This window comes from Microbacterium keratanolyticum, from assembly GCF_016907255.1.
Lineage (GTDB): Bacteria > Actinomycetota > Actinomycetes > Actinomycetales > Microbacteriaceae > Microbacterium > Microbacterium keratanolyticum.
In genome coordinates this window covers 973,482-992,960 of the sequence record NZ_JAFBBQ010000001.1, presented here as the reverse complement: position 1 = coordinate 992,960, position 19,479 = coordinate 973,482, and the positions used below count along the sequence as shown (strand labels likewise).

Sequence of the window (19,479 nt, the reverse complement as noted above, 5' to 3'; positions counted from 1 at the left end):
TTTCGGGTCTGCGGGAACGGTGCGAAGGCCTCCTCGGGGCAGCGACTGTGGAGGAAACGACGGGATATCCTGCGCCCAGGCATCTCCTCAGCCCACGACGTACACTGGGGACATGGAGAACTTCTGGCTCGCAGCCGCCTGGTCGCTCATTCCGACGGTCGGCGTCAGCGTTGCGTTCTTCATCGTGCTTCGCGGCATCCTGCGTTTCGACCGCACCGAGCGACGCACGCACGCGCGCATCGAGGCCGAAGAGCGCGCCGCGCGCGGCCTGCCCCCGCGCGCCTGAGTCGCGCGCGACCTTTGTCGATCGCCCCACTACTGTGGGGACGAGGCCTACCGGTCTCGGTGAGGCGTATGGCGGAGGGGCCGAATGAATTTTGACTTCACGCTGTCGTGGTGGTTCATCGCCCTCACGGTCATCGTCGACCTCACGATTCGCATCACCGCGATCATCGTCGTCCCGCGAAACCGCCGCCCTACCGCCGCGATGGCATGGCTCCTGGCCATCTACTTCATCCCCATCATCGGGGTCTTCCTGTTCCTGCTGATCGGAAACCCGCGACTTCCGCGTCCGCGCCGTCGCAAGCAGGCGGCGATCAACGAGTACATTTCGGAGACGAGCGCGAGTCTGCAGCTGGGCACGCTCCGTCCCCATGCTCCGGACTGGTTCGGCGCCCTCGTGCACATGAACCAGTCGCTGGGTGCGATGCCGATCTCGGGTGACAACGGCGCGCACCTGATCTCGGGATATCAGGAGTCGCTCGATGAGATGGCCGACGCGATCCGTCAGGCCAAGGAGTACGTCCACGTCGAGTTCTACATCCTGCAGGCGGATGCCTCCACCGACAACTTCTTCCGTGCGATGGAGGAGGTCGCCGCGCGCGGCCTCCCCGTGCGGGTGCTGCTCGATCACTGGGCGAACCGGTGGAAGCCGCGGTACAAGGAGACGGTTCGCCGCCTGGACGCGATGGGCGCGGACTGGCATGTGATGCTTCCGGTGCAGCCGCTGCGCGGCAAGACGCAGCGCCCCGACCTGCGCAACCACCGCAAGCTGCTCGTGATCGACGGCGACGTCGCCTTCCTCGGGTCGCAGAACATCACCGACTCGACCTACAACCTGCCGAAGAACATCAAGCGCGGATTGCACTGGGTCGACCTCATGGTGCGCGTCGACGGGCCGGTCGTGGCGAGCGTCAACGCCGTCTTCCTGAGTGACTGGTACAGCGAGACTGATCAGGTTCTCACCTCGGTCGACTTCACCGCTGCGAAGATCGGCAGCGGAGACCTCGACTGCCAGATCGTTCCGTCAGGCCCCGGTTTCGAGGTCGAGAACAACCTGCGCCTCTTCCTCGGCCTGCTCTACGCCGCCAAGCGCGAGATCATGATCGTGAGCCCTTACTTCGTGCCGGATGAGGCGCTGCTGCTGGCTGTCACCGCCGCGTGCGATCGTGGTGTCCAGGTCGAGCTGTTCGTCTCCGAAGAGGGCGATCAGGCGATGGTGTATCACGCGCAGCGCAGCTACTACGAGGTGCTGCTGCGCGCGGGCGTGCGCATCTGGATGTACAAGAAGCCCTACATTCTGCACACCAAGAGCCTCACGATCGACGATGAGGTCGCGGTCATCGGATCGAGCAACATGGACATGCGCTCGTTCGGTCTGAACATGGAGATCTCGATGCTCGTGCGCGGTGAGGAGTTCGTCCAGGAGATGCGGGCGGTCGAAGATCACTACCGTGACCTCAGCCGTGAGCTCACGCTGGAGGAGTGGAAGCAGCAGCCGCTGCGCTCCACTGTGCTGGACAACCTCGCGCGCCTCACCTCGGCCCTGCAGTAGACGCACAGCGACTCGTTACCCAGCGTTATACCGCGCGGAGTACCGTGGGGACCATGAAGATTCGTGCAGGTATCGCCGCAGCCGCCGTGCTCGCGAGCGCCGTTCTCGTCCTCGCAGGCTGCGCCACCTCGCCCGCGACTCCTGCACCGAGTCCGGTGCCCACGGATGCGCCGCAGACGACCGAACCGCAGCCGGATGACATCGATGCCGCATGGCTCGACAACGGTCGCATGATCGCGGTCATCACCTGGGGTTCTTCCTCAGTCGACTGCACTCCGCAGGCGGCAGATGTCACCGCCGACGGGCAGAACGTGACGGTGACCATGGCAGAGTTCGACGAAACGCTGGCCTGCACGGCGGACTTCACCGCACGCGCGACGCCGGTTGCGCTTCCGGCGGGAGTAGACCCCACCAAGGAGATCACCGTCACGGTCGCGATCGGCGACCAGAAGCTCGACACCGACCTCGACGGGGCGAAGGGCGTCACCGGTGTTCCGGGTGAGCCCACGGACTACCTGCCGAGCGCGGGCTGGTTCGATGACAACGGCCTCGTCCTGCTGACCTGGGGATCGAGCACGTGCCGTCCGGTCGTGCAGGACTTCGCGGAGACCGCGGATGCCCTCACGGTCACGTTCGCGGCCAGTGAAGCGCCGTGCACCTTCGACATGGTTCCGCGTGCGACGGTCCTGCAGGCCACGAACGACGACATCACCACGCTGACGCTCGTCGGCGACAACCTCGACGGCACCGTCACGATCCTCGGCGACTGACCGCAGACGCTGTGCGAACGCCCCCTTCGTGTGAGGGGGCGTTCGTCATGTCACAGCCCGGAGACGTCGTGGCCAGCCGGCAGCACGATTCGCAGTGCACCCTCGTCGATGCGGCAGTGAATCCGTGACGCGAGCCCGAACTCGTCGCCGTCGAGCTCGACAGGCACGGCCGAGGATGCCGCCGCCTCGACGGCGGTTCCCTGCAGGAAGCGCACCGATCCGCTGGTGCCGGTGAGCTCCAGCATCCGTCTCCCGGTCTTCGTGCGCCGCAGCACTGAGTTCTGCCACCACACGGTGCGCCACACGGCCAGCCAGCCGAAGGGGCCACGAGGTTGGAAGATCACCATGTCGAGGCCGCCATCGGTGATGGAGGCATCCGGGATCAGCGCGATGCCCGCCGGGAGCGTGCCGCAGTTCGCGAACAGCATGCTGTACGCCTTCGTCGAATGCAGGCGTCGCGAGTCGATCTGGTAGACGACACGGAAAGGCTTGGCCTTGGGGAGCGAACGCGCAGCGCCGTCGATGTAGGCAACCCAGCCGACGGACTTCTTGAGATCAGGACGCGTATTCGCGATCATGTCGGCGTCGAGGCCGATGCCGGCGAGCACGACGAACGCATGCGTGCTCTGCGTGCCGTCGGGCGCGGTGATCTCGGCCCAGCCGATGTCAATGGGATGCACGTCACCCGCGAACACCGCGCGGATGACAGCGGCGGGGTCATCGAGCGGCAGGTTCAGATTGCGCGCCAGCAGGTTTCCGGTGCCGCTCGGGACGATCGCGAGGGGCACTCCGCTGCCGGCGACCGCTTCGGAGACGGCGCGCACTGTGCCATCTCCGCCCGCCACGAGCACCGCGTCGATGCCGTCGTCGATCGCGCGACGGGTGATGCCCTGCCCGGGATCTTCGACCGTCGTCTCCAGGATGAGCGGCGGCGCCCAGCCCGCTGCTGCAGAGAGGCTCGTCAGCAGGGAACGCAGCTTCGGAGCATCCGCCTTCACCGGATTCACCACGAGGGCCGCGCGACGTGCATCGGCGGCAGGGGTGGTCATGTCTGTACTCTATTGCGCGCTCTCGTCGCCCTCGTGATTCGCCGGCAGCCGGATGGGCGGTCAGGCAGGTTGACTAGACTTGACGGGTGATCGATCTCGCACTTCTCCGCGACGAGCCCGAGCTCGTCCGTCGCTCCCAGACCGCGCGCGGCAACGCGCCCGAGACCGTCGATGCGGCCATCGAAGCGGATCGATCGCGCCGTGCCGCGCTCGCCGCATTCGAAGAGCTCCGCGCCGAGCAGAACGCGTTCGGCAAGCTCGTCGCGAAGGCGCCGAAGGACGAGAAGGCTGCGCTCGTCGCGCAGGCGAAAGACCTCGCGGATCGTGTGAAGCAGGCGCAGCAGGCGGCGAATGAAGCGGCGGATGCTGCCGCTGACGCGCTCGCACGCATTGAGAACGTCATCATCGACGGCGTGCCCGCGGGCGGCGAAGCCGACTTCGTCGAGCTGCGTCGGGTCGGTGACGTGCCGACGTTCGACTTCGAACCGCGCGACCACCTGGAGCTCGGCGAGATGCTCGGCGCGATCGACATGGAGCGGGGAGCGAAGGTCTCCGGTGCGCGCTTCTACTTCCTCCGCGGCATCGGCGCGCGTCTCGAGATCGCGCTCATGAACCTGGCGCTCGACAAGGCGCTGCAGGCGGGCTTCGTGCCCCTCATCACCCCCACGCTGGTGCGGCCCGAGATCATGCAGGGGACCGGCTTCCTCGGTGAGCACGCCGATGAGGTCTACCACCTCGACAAGGGCGATGACCTGTATCTCGTCGGCACGAGCGAGGTCGCTCTCGCGGGCTACCACAAGGACGAGATCGTCGATCTGGCCGACGGTGCGCTCCGTTACGCGGGCTGGTCGACCTGCTACCGCCGTGAGGCCGGTTCGCACGGAAAAGACACCCGCGGCATCATCCGCGTGCACCAGTTCAACAAGCTCGAGATGTTCGTGTACACGACGGTGGAAGAGGCCGAGGCCGAGCATCTGCGCCTGGTCGCGCTGCAGGAGGAAATGCTCACCGCGCTCGGCCTCAGCTACCGGGTGATCGATGTCGCTGCGGGTGACCTCGGTTCGAGCGCCGCGCGCAAGTACGACATCGAGGCATGGGTTCCGACGCAGGATGCGTTCCGCGAGCTGACGTCGACCTCGAACTGCACGACGTTCCAGGCTCGCCGCCTTGATGTGCGCCACCGCCCCGAGAGCGATGACCCGAAGGCGGCGAAGACGCAGTTCGTCGCGACGCTCAACGGCACGCTCGCCACGACCCGCTGGATCGTCGCTCTGCTCGAGACGCACCAGCAGGCAGACGGCTCGGTTCGTGTGCCCGAGGTGCTCCGTCCCTACCTGGGCGGGCTGGAGGTCATCGAGCCGCTGCCGTCAAAGGGACGCAAGGCCGCCGACGAGAGCACAACCGCGTGACGTCGCCGTGGCTCATCGGGCTCGACGTCGACGGCACGATCATCCTGCAGACCGAGGAGATGAGCCCCGGCGTTCCCGAGGCGATCGCGCACCTGCGCGACAGCGGTTCTGAGGTGACTCTGGCGACCGGCCGCAGTTGGATGGCCACGCACCCGTTCCTTGACCTGCTGGGCCTGCGGCCCGAGTTCGTCGTGTCCTCGAACGGCGCTGTCACGATGCGCCGTACGGTCTCGGTCGACGAGGCGCTCGCGTCTCCGGCTGCGGCGTCGTATGAGCGCTGGCACGTCGAGACGTTCGATCCGACGGTGGTGCTGGAGCTGCTGGGCGAGCACCTTCCCCAGGCGCAGTACATGGTGGAGCTGGGCTCGGGCAAGCGTCTGTTCACGGAGCATCTGGACGACTGGACGCTCGACGGAGGTCGTCAGGTGACGTTCGCCGAGTTGTCTCACGAACCGGTGTCGCGCGTGGTCGTCGTGGCGCCCGGCCACGACGAGGCGGATTTCCACCGCATCGTCGAGCAAGCCGGCCTCAACGACGTCTCCTACGCCATCGGCTGGACGGCCTGGCTCGACATCGCCCCGTACGGTGTCGACAAGGGCACGGCCCTTGAGCGGGTGCGCGACCATCTCGGATGGAACCCGCACCAGGTCTTCGTCGCGGGAGACGGCCGCAACGACATCGGCATGTTCGAGTGGTCATCCCGGATCGGCGGGCATGCGATCGCGATGGGGCAGGCTCCTGACGAGGTCAAGGCGGCGGCCACCGGTGTGACCGTCGAGGTCGAGCGCGGGGGCTTGGCGCTCGCCCTGCGCGCACTCGTGGACGTCTCGGCGGAAGCATCCGCTGCCTCTGTGGACTGAGCGGTTCCCTAGCCCTCTTCCAGGCTGTCTCCAGGCGCGACCGAGACAATGGAGACACGCCCGAACAGGGTGACCCGACTGATCGACTAGACTCGACCCCTGATCGGCGTGTGCACTTCGACGCCGAGGAGGGTTGTCCGAGCGGCCGATGGAGCTGGTCTTGAAAACCAGTGGGCAGAAATGTCTCGTGGGTTCGAATCCCACACCCTCCGCAGAGTGAAAGGCACTGAGTGAGCGCGAACTCCCGCACGCGGCGACCCGTCGCCCGCCACGGACAGCTCCGTCGCCCCCGTGCCTGGTCGCAACTGCTGAAGATCATCGGCATCGCGATGACCGTCGTCCTCGTCAGTGGCCTGGGCGTCGCTGCGTACGTCGTCTACGACCTGTCGCAGAGTTTCGTCGCTGACGCGGTCGAGATCGAGGGCCAGGAAGCCATTCCGCCGGACATCGGCGAACTCAAGGGCGGCATCAACATGCTGCTCGTCGGCACCGATGAGTGCGAAGAGGGTTACGAAGCCTCCTTCGGAGAACGCTGCGAAGAAGACGACGGCGGTGCGCGCAACGACGTCAACATGCTGCTGCACATCTCAGACGAGCCGCGGCGCGTGACGGTCGTCACCTATCCCCGCGATCTGATGATTCCGATTCCGGAGTGCGTCAACGCCGAGGGCGACACGGTCGGCGGCGGCTACGGACAGATCAACACGACGTACGAGATGGGCGGGCTCAACTGCGTCGTCCAGACCGTCGGCGAGCTCTCGGGGCAGAGCATCCAGTTCGCCGCGAAGGTCACCTGGGCGGGCGTCATGGAGATCACGAACGCGATCGGCGGGGTCCCCGTGTGCATCGCGAACGGCCTCACCGACAGCCACACCGGGCTCGAACTCGCGCCGGGTGTGCACTCGCTGTCCGGATGGACGGCACTGCAGTTCCTGCGCACGCGCTACGGCGTCGGCGACGGCAGCGACCTCGGCCGTGTGAGCAACCAGCAGGTCTACATGGCCGCGCTCGCGCGCAAGCTGGTGAGCGAAGAGGTGCTGACGAACGTCGGCACGCTGCTCAAACTCGCAAACGTGACGCTCAACAACGTCACCCCGAGCACGAGCCTCACCAACCCGATGCTGCTCGCGCAGATCGCCCTGGCCGTGAAGAACGTGCCCTTCGAAGACATCAACTTCCTGCGCTATCCGGTCTTCGACGATCCCGACAACCCTGCGCGTGTGATTCCCGACTACGCCAGTGCTGACATGCTCTGGGAAGCTCTCGCCACCAACCAGCAGCTGCAGGTCACCGGCGGCACGGACGCAGTCGGCGCGGATGGATCGGCCATCCCGGCGCCTGCCGACGCCACCCCTGGCGACGGCGAGGTCATCGACGGCGAGGCGCCGGTGACTCCCGGTGTCGTGTCGTTGCCCAGCAACATCAAGGGCCAGTCCGCGAACGTCGAGTCCTGCGCGAACGGCGTCGGCTGAGCGGCAGCCTTCCGGTATTCCCTCAGGCGTCCTCACTATTCTGGTGCGCAGTGCCGTCTCCGGGAGGGGCGACGGCAGCGAGGAGTGGTGACGGATGACGCGTGGTTCGAAGACGCCTTTGGCGCGGCACGGACAGCAGCGGCGACCCCGTGGCTGGCAGCAGCTGCTGAAGGTTGTCGGCATCGCCACCGCGGTCGTGCTCGTCAGCGCGGTCGCGGTCGGCGCCTATGTCGTCTACGACATCACCCGCCCCTATGCGAGCAACGCCGTCGATCTCAAGGGGCAGGAGAACCTGCCGCCCGACATCGGCGCCTATGAGGGAGGATTCGACCTCCTGCTCGTCGGTGTCGACACGTGCGAGCAGGAGTACGCGCACTACTTCGGCGACCGCTGCCCGGTTGACGAGGCCGGCTATCTGCTGCCCGATGAGAACGCGACGCTGAATGACGTCAACATCCTCGTGCACGTCTCGCCGGAGCCCCGTCGTGTCACGGCGGTCAGCTTCCCCCGCGACCTTCAGATCCCGATCCCTTCCTGCGTGGATGCCGACGGTGACACGCGTTCGGCGATGAGCAAGCAGCCGATCAACTCGGCGTACTCCTACGGGGAGCTGGGATGTGTGGCTGACACGATCCATGAGCTCACCGGTCAAGACATCGAGTTCGCGGCCTCCGTCACGTTCGGCGGAGTGATCGAGATCACCAACGCTGTCGGCGGTGTCGACGTGTGTGTCGCGAGCCCGATCCGCGACGTCGACGCCAACCTCTATCTGGACCCGGGCACCTACTCGCTCGCGGGCATCGAGGCGCTGCAGTTCCTGCGTGCTCGTCACAGCATCGGCAACGGCAGCGACCTGGGGCGCATCAGCAACCAGCAGCAGTACATGTCCAGCCTGGTGCGCAAGGTGTCCGGTGACGAGGTGCTGAAGGACACGGGAGCGCTCATGCGTCTGGTGAGCACGGCGTTCGCGAACGTGACTCCCAGCACGAGCCTGACCAACCCGTTCCTCCTCGGGCAGATCGCCCTCGCGGTCAAGAGCGTGCCCGTCGAGGACGTCGTCTTCGTGCAGTACCCCACGATCGAAGACCCCGACAACGCGAACCACGTCGTCCCTGACTACGAGGCGGCGACCGCGCTCTGGGAGGCGATCAACGCCAATGTTCCCCTGGGGCTCACGAGTGCGCTCACAGAAGACGACGGCGTCGTGCTGGCGGATCCCGCGGCCCCGGCTCCGGATGCCACCGCGGGCGGCACGGGTGTGGCTCTGCCGTCGAACGTGAAGGGCAACAGCGCCGCCCAGCAGACCTGCTCCAACGGCAACGGCTAGCGCGCGGCGGGGCTCGGTTTCGCGCCAGGGCGCAGGAGCGGTTAGGATGACTTAGCGCATTCGATGCAGTACCCGAATGCCTGGAGACGTCGCATAGTCAGGCCTAGTGCACCACCCTGCTAAGGTGGAGTCCTCGCAAGGGGACCGAGGGTTCAAATCCCTCCGTCTCCGCCGCAAACCCCTGCTCAGGCAGGGGTTTTCTGCGTTCTGTCCGGAATGAGTGACGGAGCCATGCCGGCTCTCAGGATATACCCCCAGGGGTATGTTACGCTCGGGGAAACATCGAAAGGACGAGTATGTGCGCTCGCGTGACCTGTGACATCTGCGGCAAGCCGACCTGGGACGGCTGTGGCCAGCACATCGAAGAGGCGCTCGTCGGCGTCGCGGAGGCCGACCGCTGCCCAGGGCACTCCGCCGCGGCGTGACGCCTCGCGCCGTCCAGAGATTTGAGAGGATCGCCTCATGAGCTCCATTGCCATCACCGCTGACACGCTGAACGACACGATCGATCAGAACGACATCGTCCTCCTGGACTTCTGGGCAGAGTGGTGCGGCCCGTGTCGCGCATTCGGGCCGGTCTTCGAGAAGGCTGCCGAAGCCAACTCCGACATCGTCTTCGGAAAGATCGACACAGAGGTCGAGCGAGAACTCGCCGCCGGTTTCCGGATCACGTCGATCCCGACGCTGATGGTCTTCCGCGGTGGCATCATCGTCTTCTCCCAGCCAGGTGCGCTCAACGCTGCGCAGCTCGACCAGGTGATCGCCGGCGCCCGCGCTCTCGATATGGACGAGGTGCGCGCAGCCGTCGCCGCGCAGGAGGAAGACCCCGCGCAGGCCTGATCTTCGACGAGAGAGGGCGGCACCGGTCATCCCGGTGCCGCCCTCTTTTCTGGCTGCGCGTGGCGGTTACGGAATCAGGCGCCAGGGGCCGTTCTTGTCGCCCGGCACCTGGTTGCGGGTCCACCACTTGGCGACATACGACTGGCCGGCGTGCGTGACCTCGTCGCCCGTCACGAAGATGCGTGATGCTGCCCAGAGTGCGGTGCCGTCCGCATCCGTCGCGATCTGCTGCCAGGGGCCCTGCGGGCTGCTGCCCGGGGTCTGGTTGCGGGTCCACCAGCTGGCGACCCAGAGCTGACCGTCGTGCGTGGTGAGTTCGCCTGTGACGTAGGCGGCGCTCGCCGTCCACGCCGGGGCGAGCGTCAGCGGCAGCGGCTCAGCGGTGGCGACGATCTCCGCCGCTCGAGAGCCGTTCTGAGCGGTTGCCTCGACAGCCGCGGCGGAGACGTGACCCGCGGCGAGGGCGGCCGCATCGAGCACGCTCACGCGGGTCGCTCCGGTCGCGCTCTCACCGACGGCCAGCTCGGCGCCCTCGATTCCGGGGGCGGTCACGCCCGTGAGGCGGACATTGCCGGTGTTGGTCACCGTCGTCGTCCACGCGACGGTATCGCCGACGTTCGCGACACCGTTCCCGTTCGTGTCGTTCCACACACCGGTCTCGCCGGCGGTGAGCTGCGGGGCGCGGGCGACCACGTCGACCTCGCCGCCCGCCACCTCGATCGTCGCGCTGCTCTGGCCGGCCGCGCTGACCGTCCAGGTGGTGTCGGCGAGGAAGAAGCCGTCGGCGAGGTCGGCATCCGTCACCGCATGCCGCGGCGTCGCGCAGTCGAAGCCCCCGAAGGCCGGCAGGCCGCGGTATCGGCAGTTGCCGGCACCTGCCGGCAGGAAGGGCGAGAAGGATCCGGCCGTCGGCGTCACGTCGGTCGTGACCGGCGACGCGCTGTCCACGCGGAACGCGTACGGCACCTTTTCGCCGACCGCATAGGGACTGGCGGCGAGGTCACGATCGGTGTCGGTGCGGGCGCCGGTGATGGTCGTATCGAGCACGCCGTCGCGCAGCACGACCGGTGTACCGACGTGTCGGACGACCGTGGTGTTCGACGTGTCGCTCATCGGCGCGATCGTGAAGCTGAACTCCGGCGTGTACCACCCGCGCTCGATGTCCTCGGCGGTGAGGGTGCGCTTGGGAGTCTTGCAGTCGTAGGCGCCGAGCGCGCCCAGGTTCTGCCAGCGGCATGCGGTGGGCAGGAAGCCTGACGTGAAGGTGGTCTCGTGTGGGGTCACCACCGTGGCCACGTCGGCGCGGCTGGTCACGCGCAGGTTGAAGCTCAGCACCTCTCCCGCGGTGTAGGGGTTCGCGACGACGTCGCGGGTGGGGCTCGAGTTGGTTGCGGCCAGCGTCAGATCCATGACGGATGCCACGGGCAGGCGCAGCGTCGTCGTGGTCTGGCTCAGTCGTCCATCGGCGGCGGTGAACGTCGCCTGCGGGCGGTGCACTCCGGTGGCCGATGCAGGCACGGTGACGTCGACCGACACCGTCGTCGAGGCGCCCGGAGCGAGGTCGGCGACCTGCGCCGTCGTGGCGCTCCAGCCCGACGGCACAGCGATCGTGACGGCGCCCGAGAGTGCGACCGCCTCCTGGTTGGTCACGGTGACGTCGATCGTCTGGGTCTCGCCGGCGGCGAGCGGAGCATCAGTGACAGACAGCGGCGCGCAGACGTAGTTGAGCCACTTCTCATCGAACGTCGAGAACTGCATGTCGTTCGTGTAATTGCGCTCCCACAGCACGCCGATGCGACCGTCGTCGAGCATGGTGGCGGATGAGTACGCGAAGGAGCCGCGGTCGATCGACGCGAGTCCTGGCCAGGTCTGCCCGTCATCGCAGGACACCCGTGCCGCACCGTTCACGCGGTTCCCGTTGGCGCCATTGTTGGAGTTCGTGAAGAGGAGCTTCCGTGCCTCGGGGGTGCCGGCAGCTGCATCGGGGTGCAGGCGGATCAGCGAGGCGTTGTTGGTGGGGTCCGGCAGTTCGTCGTCGCGGGTCACGGCGCTGTAGGAATGACCGCCATCCGTGGAGAGGGCGACCTTGCGCAGGCGCCCGTTGTCGCTGTCGCGGGAGTTGAGCATGACCGTGCCGTCGGAGAGTTCGACGACCTTGTTCTCGTCCATGCCGGCGCCGACGTTCTCGCCCTTGTGCCAGGTCTCGCCGTGGTCGTCCGAGTACACCGAGTACGCCTGCAGAAGAGAGGAGCCGTCGGCCTGCACGACCCAACCGGCGAACTGCTGGATGAGGCGCCCGGCGTATTCGCCGTACTGGAGCTGAATGCCCTCGCCGGAGGTCGCGAACGTGGTGCGCACGTCTCCCGCGACCGGTGTGTAGGTGCCGCCCGAGGTGGTGCCATTGGCGGGCTTCGACACGGAGGTGATCAGTCGAGGCTCGCTCCAGGTGACGCCGCCGTCATCGGAGTGCATCACCGCACTGCTGATGACGCGCCGGTCGGCGTCGTCGTTGCCGTGGATGGAGCCGTGGAAACCCTGATCCTTCGAGTAGACGAAGAACGAGAACACACGTCCCGTCTCGCGGTCGACGATGTAGCTCGGGTCGGAGTATCCGTACTTCGGGACACTCGCTGTGCCGAGGTGTCCGGCCGCGATCGTCTCGATCGGCCCCCACGTCTGGCCGTTGTCGGTCGAGCGTCGCTGCACGATGGAGTTCGGGTTGGGAGCGTCGGCGGCACTGCCCGGACGCCCGTCCCACGATGCGAGCACGACGCCGTCGCCCAGGTGCGCGAGCGCGGGAATGCGATAGAAGAAGTTGGCCGAGGTTCGGTCGGCCCCGATGTTGGTCGTGGTGAATTCGCCTTCTGACGGTGTCGCGGCGAGAGCGGCGGATGCGCCGAACGTCGACAGGGTCAGGCAGGCGGTGACGGTGGCAGCGGCGAGCGCCAGTCGTCGGCGGAAGAGGGGAGAGCGCACGTGGATCCTTTCCTCGTTGAATGTACGACATCAGACGTCGTACATTCGGAAGGTATCCGAGCTGCGCGCGAGTTGCAAGAGGTGCGGACCTAGACGGCCTCCGCGAGCAGCTCCAGGATGTGCTTGTAGTTCTTGTCGGTCGCGCGGGTCATGCCGATCTCGCAGGTGCGGTTGCACGATGCGTGGGCGTCGGCTTCGAGAGTCTGCACCTCGGCGGCCTCGGCGGCCGTGGCGGACGCGGTGAGCTCAGGATGCAGCATCCCGCGGTCGCCGGCGAAGGCGCAGCATCCCCAGGCATCCGGCACCACCGGCGTCGTCGCGATCGCTGCGGCGATGGTCTGGATGTCAGGGTTCAGGCCCATCTGCGTCGAGGAGCAGGTGACATGCAGGGCGAGCGTGTCCATCGAAGGGGTGATCTCGCCGAGACGGGGGAGGATCTCGCGGGCGGTGAACGCGACAGCATCCTCGACCACCGCGGTGACACCCGCGTCTTCGAGGAGGTGGGCGAAGCCCTCGGTGCAGCTGGCCGCATCGCTGATGATGTGCAGGGTTCCGCCCGGGTCGGTGGAGCGGATCGCCTCGACCACGCGGTCGCTGATCGTGCTGCGCCCGGCGGTGTAGCCCTTCGAGGTCCAGGGCGTCGAACAGCACAGCGACTCAATCGCGTCGGGCACGATGACCGAGATTCCGGCCCGTTCGCAGAGCTGCAGGAACGCGTCGGTGACTCCCTGTCCGCTGTCCGCAGGACCGAACATGCTGTTGACGCAGGCAGGCAGATACAGCGCCTTCGGTGTGGTTTCCGCAGAACCCTGGATGCCGCGGAGCCGGCGTCGATCCGCACCGCCCCCGGGCAGCTCCGCGGAGTACTCGGGCACGGTGTCGCTGCCCAGGACCGCACGACCAACCGTGGTCGCTGCGCGCACGAGTCCGACGGGAACCTTATCGGCGACCGTCAGCGCTGTCGCGCCGACGCGCGTCACCGGACCCCAGGTCTTCGCGGCGGCGCTCCATCCGGCAGCGAGCACAGGGTTCTGCTTCTCGCGGCGCAGGCGCTTGACGAGAGAGCCGGTGTTGATCAGCACCGGGCAGGCGGTGACGCACATGCCGTCCGCGGCGCAGGTGTCGACGGCGTCGTAGCCGTAGTCGCGATCCAACTCGCGTGCGAGCGCATGGTCGCCGGATTCCTCGGCGCGGTTCATCGCCCGGCGCACGACGATGCGCTGTCGCGGGGTGAGGGTGAGATCCTTCGACGGGCAGACGGGCTCGCAGTATCCGCACTCGACGCAGCGGTCGGCTTCGACCTCGATCTGCGTCGTCGGCTTGAAGTCGGCGAGATGCGCAGCAGGATCATCCGTGATGATGACACCGGGGTTGAGGATGTTCGCAGGGTCGCACAGCGTCTTCAACTCGCGCATCACGCCGTACAGCTCAGCGCCGTACTGGCGCTCGACGAACGGTGCCATGACGCGGCCCGTGCCGTGCTCTGCCTTGAGGTTGCCTCCGGCGTCGAGCACGAGATCGACCATGTCCTCGGTGAAGCGCTCGAAGCGGTCCATCGCCTCCGTCTCGCCGAAGCGGTCGGTGAGCATGAAGTGGATGTTGCCGTCCTTCGCGTGGCCGAAGATCACGCTGTCTGCGTAGGAGTACTGCGTGAACAGGTCCTGGAGGCTCTCGCAGGTCGCCGCCAGGCGGGGTACCGGCACGACGATGTCCTCGAGAAGTGCCGTCGTGCCCGCGGCGCGTGCACCGGCCACGGTGGCGTAGAGGCCCTTGCGCAGTTTCCAGGCCCGGGCGCGCTCTTTCGCGTCGGTCGAGAATGCGGCGGCCGCGCGCAGTGGGTGCGCTCCGAGCGTCGTCGTGCCGAGGGCCGTGAGCGCCGCCAGCTCTTCCGCCGAGTTCGCGTGGTACTCGATGAGCAGCGCTGCCTCGCCGGTCGGGGTGAATCCGAGGATCTCCGGCGGCGCATCCGCGAATCCCTGACCGACGCGGATGCTCGTCGCATCCATCAGCTCGAGCGTCGCGGCTCCTGTGCTCACCAGCGCCGGCAGGGCCTGCGTCGCCTCCTCCAGAGTCGAGAAGACCGCGAGCGTCGTCGTGATCTCGCGCTGGATCGGCACGGTGCGATAGGTCGCGGATGCCACGAAGGCGAGCGTGCCCTCGCTGCCGATGATGAGATGCATGAGCATCTCAACGGGCGACTCGAAGTCGACAAACGCGTTGATGCCGTAGCCCATGGTGTTCTTCATGGCGAACTGCCGGCGGATGATCTCGACAGAGGCAGGGTTGTCGATGATGCGTCGGCGAAGGCGCTGCAGGCCGTCGAAGAGCTCGGGCTCGGCCGCCCTCAGGTGCGCGTTGGCATCGGATGCGGCCGTGTCGACGATCGTGCCGGACGGCAGGATGAAGACCATCGACTCGAGTGTCTGGTAGGTGTTCTCGTCGATGCCGCAGGCCATGCCGCTGGAGTTGTTGGCGATGACGCCGCCGATCGTGCAGGCCGCTTCGCTGGCGGGGTCGGGCCCCAGGCGGTAGCCGTGACGGACCAGGCGGGTGTTCACCTGGCGCACCGTCGCACCGGGCTCGACGCGCACGCGGGTGCCGCCGTCGAGAACCTCGATGCCTCGGAAGTTCTTGCGGGTGTCGACGAGGATGCTCGCGCTCGATGCCTGTCCGGAGAGGCTTGTGCCGCCCGAGCGGAAGGTGATGGGTGTGCGGCTCTCTGCGGCCCCGCGCAGCAGGGCGGCGACCTCAGCGGCATCCGCTGCGGTGATGACACCGGTGGGGGTGAGCAGGAAGTGGGATGCGTCCGACGCGTACGCCACCCGATCGATCGCACGCGTGCTCACGCGGGCGTCGTCGCGCACCGCGCGAGACAGCGACTCGGGCACGGTGCCGGAAGCGAGGAGGGGAGCGTGTGCGACAGCGGACATAGACAAATTGTTAGACAAGTGGGCTGGCAAGTCAAACAGACAAGCGTCGCGGCGATGGCTACCATTCAAGAGTGCCCAAAGCCCTCGGAGTCGTCTCGATCGTCGATGCCGTCATCGTCGACCTGCGCCGTCGTGTGCTGACCGGCGAGCTGGGCGCGGGCGCAGCGCTCACCGAAGCCGAGGTCGCCGAGACCTACGACATCGCACGCACGACGGCGAAGGCCGCGATCGAGAGCCTGGTGAGTGAGCGGCTGCTCGTCCGCAAGGCACATAAGACCGCCCGCGTCGTGACCCTCAGCGCGGAGGATGTGCGCGACATCTATCGTTCCCGGCTGCTGATCGAGTCTCCGGTGCTGCGGCAGCTCGCGGTGACAGGCGATGTCCCGGCCGCGGCGCGTGCCGCACAGGACGAACTCGTCGCCCTTGCCGACGCCGCACCACGCGAACTCGTCGAGCCCGACATGCGCTTCCATCGAGCACTCGTCGATGCGTTCGCCAGCGAACGCATCAGCCGTGCTTACGCTGCTCTCGCATCCGAGGTCATGCTGTGCATGTCGCACGTGCAGGGCGCGGCGCTTCTCCCCAATGACCTCATCATCCGCGAGCACGGTGAGATTCTCGACCACCTTGCCGCGGGCAATGGAGAAGCCGCTGCTGCGGCGCTGTCCCAGCATCTGGAACGCGCCGCAGAGCGGCTTGCGGCTCTCGTCGAGAGCTAGACGCGCAGCTCGCCCTCGTCCGCACCGCCGGCGGCACGGTCGGCCTCGGCGCTGTCGATCAGGTCGTCGTTCACGTCGGGATCGATCCGTTCGTTGCCCTGCTCGTCGGTGACGGTGGCGTCGATGCCATCGTCACCGTCCGGAAGCGGCATCGGAGGAACCATCGGATTGCTCATGATCGTGTCCTTTCTCTGGTGTGGTGCGGGAATCGGCGCTCAGCCGTCTTTCACCTCGTACTGGGCGCCGGACTCGTCCTCTGCGCGACCGCGCTCGGCGTCGTAGTCGGGACGCATCGGCTGCGGCGGCTGATCAGAAAGCTCGCCACCTTCGCGACCTCCGTAGGGGCGGCCGTGGTCGGCGAACTCTGCGCGCGCGAAGACGAATGTCCACGGACCCGCGGTGAAGCGCGCGCCCGTGCGCAGGATCTCCGAGTGCTCGCCGACGGCGTCGCCAGCCGTCGTTGCGCGCGCGTTCATCTCGCCGTCGCCGTGCAGAGTCAGCACGTACTCGTCATTGTCGTCGTGCAGGATCGTGGCGTGCAGGAGCGCGGTGTCCGCGACGAGCACATCGCACCCGCCATCCGACCCGATGCGCGTCAGATCGGCGGTCAAGTGGTGAACGAAGTGCTCATCGCCACGCGAGATGAGAAGGTGCGGTTCTCCCGCGCCCCATCCTGCGTGCGTCGTCGTCGGGTGATTGCCCGGAGCATAGTGCGGTGTCTCGTGTGTCATCTCAGCACCTCTCGCGATATCGGTTGCTTCGTGTGCAGCGAATCTAGGTCGGTCAGCGGAGTGGATCGAGGGGGTTGACGACGGCTCCGACGCATGCTTCGCAACCGGGATCGCAGAGCGTTAGCAAGTCGAGGCGCTCAACGCAATCCCCTGGAGTGGATCGCGAGATCTGCTTATCGTCGCTGCATCAACACGCTCAGGAAAGGACCATCGACATGGGACTCATGGACGACGCCAAGGAAACCGCTGAGACGCTCGGCCGCAAGGCCAAGGACGCCTGGGAAGACACGACCGATCGCATTGGCGACAAGGTCGACGAGATGAAGGCCGACGCTGAGGTGAAGAAGGCGGAAGCAGAGGCTGAGTCGGTTCGCAAGCGCAACGACCTGAAGGAAGATCTGCGCGGCGACTGAGCGCGAGAACAATGAGTGATGTCACGATCTTCGCGCCATCGCCCATCCTGACCGTCACCGTGGAGGATCATCCCGCAGGGAGCGAGATCCACATCCACGCTGGCGGTCAGGGTGTCTGGCAGGCTCGGATGCTGCTGAGGCTCGGAGTCTCCGTCACAATGTGCTGCGTGCTCAGCGGCGAGACCGGGACCGTTCTGCGGCACCTCTTGGAAGAAGAGGGAATCACGGTCACCGAGACGCGAAGAGATGCCCGCGGTGCTGCCTACGTGCACGATCGCCGCGATGGGCAGCGCGCCGTCATTGCGGAGGAGCACGGAGAGCCGCTCGGGCGGCACGACCTCGATGAGGTCTATGGGGCTGTCCTCCGTGAGGGCCTCGGGTCGCGCCTCGTGCTGCTGAGCGGTCCGGGAGACGAGGAGACCCTGCCGGCAGACACCTACCGACGACTCGCGGCGGATCTGCGCGCCGCGGGAACGACGGTGATGGTCGACCTTGCCGGTGAGCGGCTCGCTGCCTCGCTCGATGGCGGCATTGACGTCCTCAAGGTGAGCGATGAAGAGCTGCGTGCCGACGGTCTGATCACCGAGGGCTCTGCCTCCGAGGTCATGCGCGCGATGCGTGAGCTTCGGACGCGAGGCGTGGGAACCGTCATCGTCACCCGCGAGGCGGAGCCCGCCCTGCTCCTCGATGACGACGGCTTCCTGGAGGCCACCATGAAACGCCTGGAGGTCGCGGACACGCGCGGCGCCGGTGACTCGCTCACCGCAGGTGTGGCGGCCGGAATCGTCCGAGGAGAGTCCGCGCGGGATGCTCTCACCCTGGGGGCTGCGGCGGGGGCGATGAACGTCACCCGACACGGCCTCGGCACCGGAGACCCGCAGACCGTACGTGCGCTGCGCGAGATGGTGACCGTGCGCGCGGTCACGGATTCCCCTGACCCACAGCCCGAGCAGCCGTCGACCGAGCACGTCACCCCGGGCACGCTCGCATCGATGGTCGACACCAGCGCGGACCAGGCGCCGGATGCCGATCGTGCGGAGGGCACGGCATGACCCGGGTTCTCGTCACCAACGACGACGGGATCGACGCTCCGGGACTTCTCGTCCTCGCGCGGGAGGTTCAGGCGGCGGGGTTCGATGTGACACTCGCGGCACCGGCGAGACAGTCCAGTGGTTCCAGTGCGTCGATCATGGCCGCGGAGGAAGATGGGCACATTCGCGTCGAACGACGTGATCTCGCCGAACTCCCGGGTGCGCCGGTGTTCGCCGTGCACGGCGGGCCGGGACTCATCGCGCTCATCGCGGCCCACGGGGCGTTCGGCGACCCGCCGGAGATCGTGCTGTCCGGTATCAATCACGGTGCGAACGTGGGCCGAGCGATCCTGCACTCCGGAACTGTCGGCGCCGCCCTCACCGGTGGGCTCAATGGTGCCCGGTCGATGGCGATCTCGCTCGACGTCGGAATGGACCCTCGCGAGTTCCACTGGGACGCCGCAGCGAGGGTCGCCCTCGAAGTGCTCCCGGCTCTGCAGCAGCGTCCACGTGGCACCATCGTGAACGTGAACGTGCCGAACTCCGAGACACCTCGCGGGGTGCGTGAGGCGACCCTCGCGCCGTTCGGCATCGTGCAGACCACCCTGAGCGAGAGCAGCGAGCAGCGCGTCCGCCTCGCGGTGGAGGATCTGCCGAACGCACCGGAGCCGGGGAGCGATGCAGCCGCGCTCGCCGAGGGATGGGCGACCCTCACCGCCATCCTCCCGGTTTCCAGCGAACCGTTCGGCTGGGAAGCTTCGCTCGCCTAGCGTCCCCGCTTCGAGTGTCAACCCCCTTCTGGTGTTGCGCCGGGGTTCCTAACCTGCGAGTGAGTGAAGGAGGACACCATGCCCAGACAGCAAGGATCCAACAGCCTCAAAGATCCGGAGCTCTACGAGGAGCTGAGGAAGCAGGGGGACTCGAAGGAGAAGTCGGCGCGCATCTCGAATGCGGCGGCGCGGGACGGCCGCTCGGCGGTGGGCCGACGCGGAGGGGAATCCGAGGATTATGAGGATCGGACGGTTTCCGAGCTTCGCGCGCGTGCCAAGGAGCTGGGTCTGCGCGGCTACTCCGACAAGCGCAAGTCCGCGCTGATCGAGATGCTTCGCAACCATTGA

General features: G+C 67.1%; 18 protein-coding genes and 2 tRNA genes. 15 read left to right on the top strand and 5 right to left on the bottom strand.

The features are described from left to right. Nucleotides 1-112: 112 nt before the first annotated feature. From JOD62_RS04800 to JOD62_RS04790, 3 genes are all read left to right on the top strand, one after another. Entirely contained in the window at nt 113-286 is a 174-nt protein-coding gene (locus JOD62_RS04800) for a hypothetical protein (protein WP_204938188.1), read from the top strand. Nucleotides 287-370: 84 nt separating this feature from the next. Further along, nucleotides 371-1,834, top strand: coding sequence for a cardiolipin synthase (gene cls / locus JOD62_RS04795; RefSeq protein WP_204938187.1), 1,464 nt, complete (start codon nt 371-373; stop codon nt 1,832-1,834). Nucleotides 1,835-1,887: 53 nt separating this feature from the next. Beyond that, the gene (locus tag JOD62_RS04790) at nt 1,888-2,604 is read left to right on the top strand and encodes a hypothetical protein (protein ID WP_204938186.1); all 717 of its coding nucleotides are present in this window, start codon (nt 1,888-1,890) and stop codon (nt 2,602-2,604) included. Nucleotides 2,605-2,654: 50 nt separating this feature from the next. Here the strand turns inward: JOD62_RS04790 and JOD62_RS04785 are convergent, their stop codons facing one another. Then, nucleotides 2,655-3,653, bottom strand: coding sequence for a diacylglycerol/lipid kinase family protein (locus JOD62_RS04785; protein ID WP_204938185.1), 999 nt, complete (start codon nt 3,651-3,653; stop codon nt 2,655-2,657). An 86-nt stretch (nt 3,654-3,739) separates the two neighbouring features. On the opposite strand from JOD62_RS04785, the gene serS reads away from it, so the two are divergent. The 7 genes from serS (at nt 3,740) to trxA (ending at nt 9,561) form a co-directional block, all read left to right on the top strand. Further along, the gene (gene serS / locus JOD62_RS04780; protein WP_204938184.1) at nt 3,740-5,062 is read left to right on the top strand and encodes a serine--tRNA ligase; all 1,323 of its coding nucleotides are present in this window, start codon (nt 3,740-3,742) and stop codon (nt 5,060-5,062) included. Next, entirely contained in the window at nt 5,059-5,922 is an 864-nt protein-coding gene (locus JOD62_RS04775; RefSeq protein ID WP_204938183.1) for an HAD family hydrolase, read from the top strand. The genes serS and JOD62_RS04775 overlap by 4 nt, the downstream gene beginning before the upstream one ends. Before the next feature lie 127 nt (nt 5,923-6,049). Beyond that, nucleotides 6,050-6,134: transfer RNA gene (locus JOD62_RS04770), tRNA-Ser, on the top strand. A gap of 18 nt (nt 6,135-6,152) precedes the next feature. Beyond that, a complete protein-coding gene (locus tag JOD62_RS04765) occupies nt 6,153-7,394 on the top strand; it encodes an LCP family protein (RefSeq protein WP_204938182.1) in 1,242 nt (413 codons plus the stop codon). Nucleotides 7,395-7,488: 94 nt separating this feature from the next. Next, nucleotides 7,489-8,721 (top strand): LCP family protein, encoded by a 1,233-nt coding sequence (locus JOD62_RS04760; RefSeq protein WP_204938181.1) that lies wholly within the window; start codon nt 7,489-7,491, stop codon nt 8,719-8,721. Between the two features lie 82 nt (nt 8,722-8,803). After that, nucleotides 8,804-8,892: transfer RNA gene (locus tag JOD62_RS04755), tRNA-Ser, on the top strand. A 291-nt stretch (nt 8,893-9,183) separates the two neighbouring features. Continuing rightward, a complete protein-coding gene (gene trxA / locus JOD62_RS04750; RefSeq protein WP_204938180.1) occupies nt 9,184-9,561 on the top strand; it encodes a thioredoxin in 378 nt (125 codons plus the stop codon). Nucleotides 9,562-9,627: 66 nt separating this feature from the next. Here trxA and JOD62_RS04745 read toward each other — a convergent pair whose 3' ends face one another. Beyond that, the gene (locus JOD62_RS04745) at nt 9,628-12,537 is read right to left on the bottom strand and encodes an exo-alpha-sialidase (protein ID WP_204938179.1); all 2,910 of its coding nucleotides are present in this window, start codon (nt 12,535-12,537) and stop codon (nt 9,628-9,630) included. A gap of 89 nt (nt 12,538-12,626) precedes the next feature. Beyond that, nucleotides 12,627-15,467, bottom strand: coding sequence for an FAD-binding and (Fe-S)-binding domain-containing protein (locus JOD62_RS04740; RefSeq protein WP_204938178.1), 2,841 nt, complete (start codon nt 15,465-15,467; stop codon nt 12,627-12,629). A 71-nt stretch (nt 15,468-15,538) separates the two neighbouring features. Between JOD62_RS04740 and JOD62_RS04735 the strand changes: the two genes are divergently transcribed. Continuing rightward, nucleotides 15,539-16,186, top strand: a complete 648-nt coding sequence (locus JOD62_RS04735; RefSeq protein WP_204938177.1) for a GntR family transcriptional regulator — start codon at nt 15,539-15,541, stop codon at nt 16,184-16,186. On the opposite strand, the gene JOD62_RS04730 is transcribed toward JOD62_RS04735, so the two are convergent. Beyond that, on the bottom strand, nt 16,183-16,362 hold the full coding sequence (locus JOD62_RS04730) for a hypothetical protein (RefSeq protein ID WP_204938176.1): 180 nt from the start codon (nt 16,360-16,362) through the stop codon (nt 16,183-16,185). The genes JOD62_RS04735 and JOD62_RS04730 overlap by 4 nt on opposite strands. A gap of 39 nt (nt 16,363-16,401) precedes the next feature. Continuing rightward, on the bottom strand, nt 16,402-16,917 hold the full coding sequence (locus JOD62_RS04725; protein WP_204938175.1) for an FHA domain-containing protein: 516 nt from the start codon (nt 16,915-16,917) through the stop codon (nt 16,402-16,404). A gap of 215 nt (nt 16,918-17,132) precedes the next feature. Between JOD62_RS04725 and JOD62_RS04720 the strand changes: the two genes are divergently transcribed. The 4 genes from JOD62_RS04720 to JOD62_RS04705 all read left to right on the top strand — a co-directional run bounded on the left by JOD62_RS04720 (nt 17,133) and on the right by JOD62_RS04705 (nt 19,479). Then, nucleotides 17,133-17,330, top strand: a complete 198-nt coding sequence (locus JOD62_RS04720; protein ID WP_204938174.1) for a hypothetical protein — start codon at nt 17,133-17,135, stop codon at nt 17,328-17,330. An 11-nt stretch (nt 17,331-17,341) separates the two neighbouring features. Continuing rightward, nucleotides 17,342-18,382, top strand: coding sequence for a 1-phosphofructokinase family hexose kinase (locus JOD62_RS04715; RefSeq protein WP_204938173.1), 1,041 nt, complete (start codon nt 17,342-17,344; stop codon nt 18,380-18,382). Next, a complete protein-coding gene (gene surE / locus JOD62_RS04710) occupies nt 18,379-19,131 on the top strand; it encodes a 5'/3'-nucleotidase SurE (RefSeq protein ID WP_204938172.1) in 753 nt (250 codons plus the stop codon). Before JOD62_RS04715 ends, surE begins: the two co-directional genes overlap by 4 nt. Nucleotides 19,132-19,209: 78 nt before the next feature. Continuing rightward, a complete protein-coding gene (locus JOD62_RS04705; RefSeq protein WP_204938171.1) occupies nt 19,210-19,479 on the top strand; it encodes a DUF7218 family protein in 270 nt (89 codons plus the stop codon).

Coding starts and splice junctions, on each gene's coding strand:
- JOD62_RS04800 (WP_204938188.1), top strand. CDS start 113: ATGGAGAACTTCTGGCTCGCAGCCGCCTGGTCGCTCATTCCGACGGTC.
- cls (WP_204938187.1), top strand. CDS start 371: ATGAATTTTGACTTCACGCTGTCGTGGTGGTTCATCGCCCTCACGGTC.
- JOD62_RS04790 (WP_204938186.1), top strand. CDS start 1,888: ATGAAGATTCGTGCAGGTATCGCCGCAGCCGCCGTGCTCGCGAGCGCC.
- JOD62_RS04785 (WP_204938185.1), bottom strand. CDS start 3,653: ATGACCACCCCTGCCGCCGATGCACGTCGCGCGGCCCTCGTGGTGAAT.
- JOD62_RS04760 (WP_204938181.1), top strand. CDS start 7,489: ATGACGCGTGGTTCGAAGACGCCTTTGGCGCGGCACGGACAGCAGCGG.
- trxA (WP_204938180.1), top strand. CDS start 9,184: ATGAGCTCCATTGCCATCACCGCTGACACGCTGAACGACACGATCGAT.
- JOD62_RS04740 (WP_204938178.1), bottom strand. CDS start 15,467: ATGTCCGCTGTCGCACACGCTCCCCTCCTCGCTTCCGGCACCGTGCCC.
- JOD62_RS04730 (WP_204938176.1), bottom strand. CDS start 16,362: ATGAGCAATCCGATGGTTCCTCCGATGCCGCTTCCGGACGGTGACGAT.
- JOD62_RS04725 (WP_204938175.1), bottom strand. CDS start 16,917: ATGACACACGAGACACCGCACTATGCTCCGGGCAATCACCCGACGACG.
- JOD62_RS04720 (WP_204938174.1), top strand. CDS start 17,133: ATGGGACTCATGGACGACGCCAAGGAAACCGCTGAGACGCTCGGCCGC.
- JOD62_RS04715 (WP_204938173.1), top strand. CDS start 17,342: ATGAGTGATGTCACGATCTTCGCGCCATCGCCCATCCTGACCGTCACC.
- surE (WP_204938172.1), top strand. CDS start 18,379: ATGACCCGGGTTCTCGTCACCAACGACGACGGGATCGACGCTCCGGGA.
- JOD62_RS04705 (WP_204938171.1), top strand. CDS start 19,210: ATGCCCAGACAGCAAGGATCCAACAGCCTCAAAGATCCGGAGCTCTAC.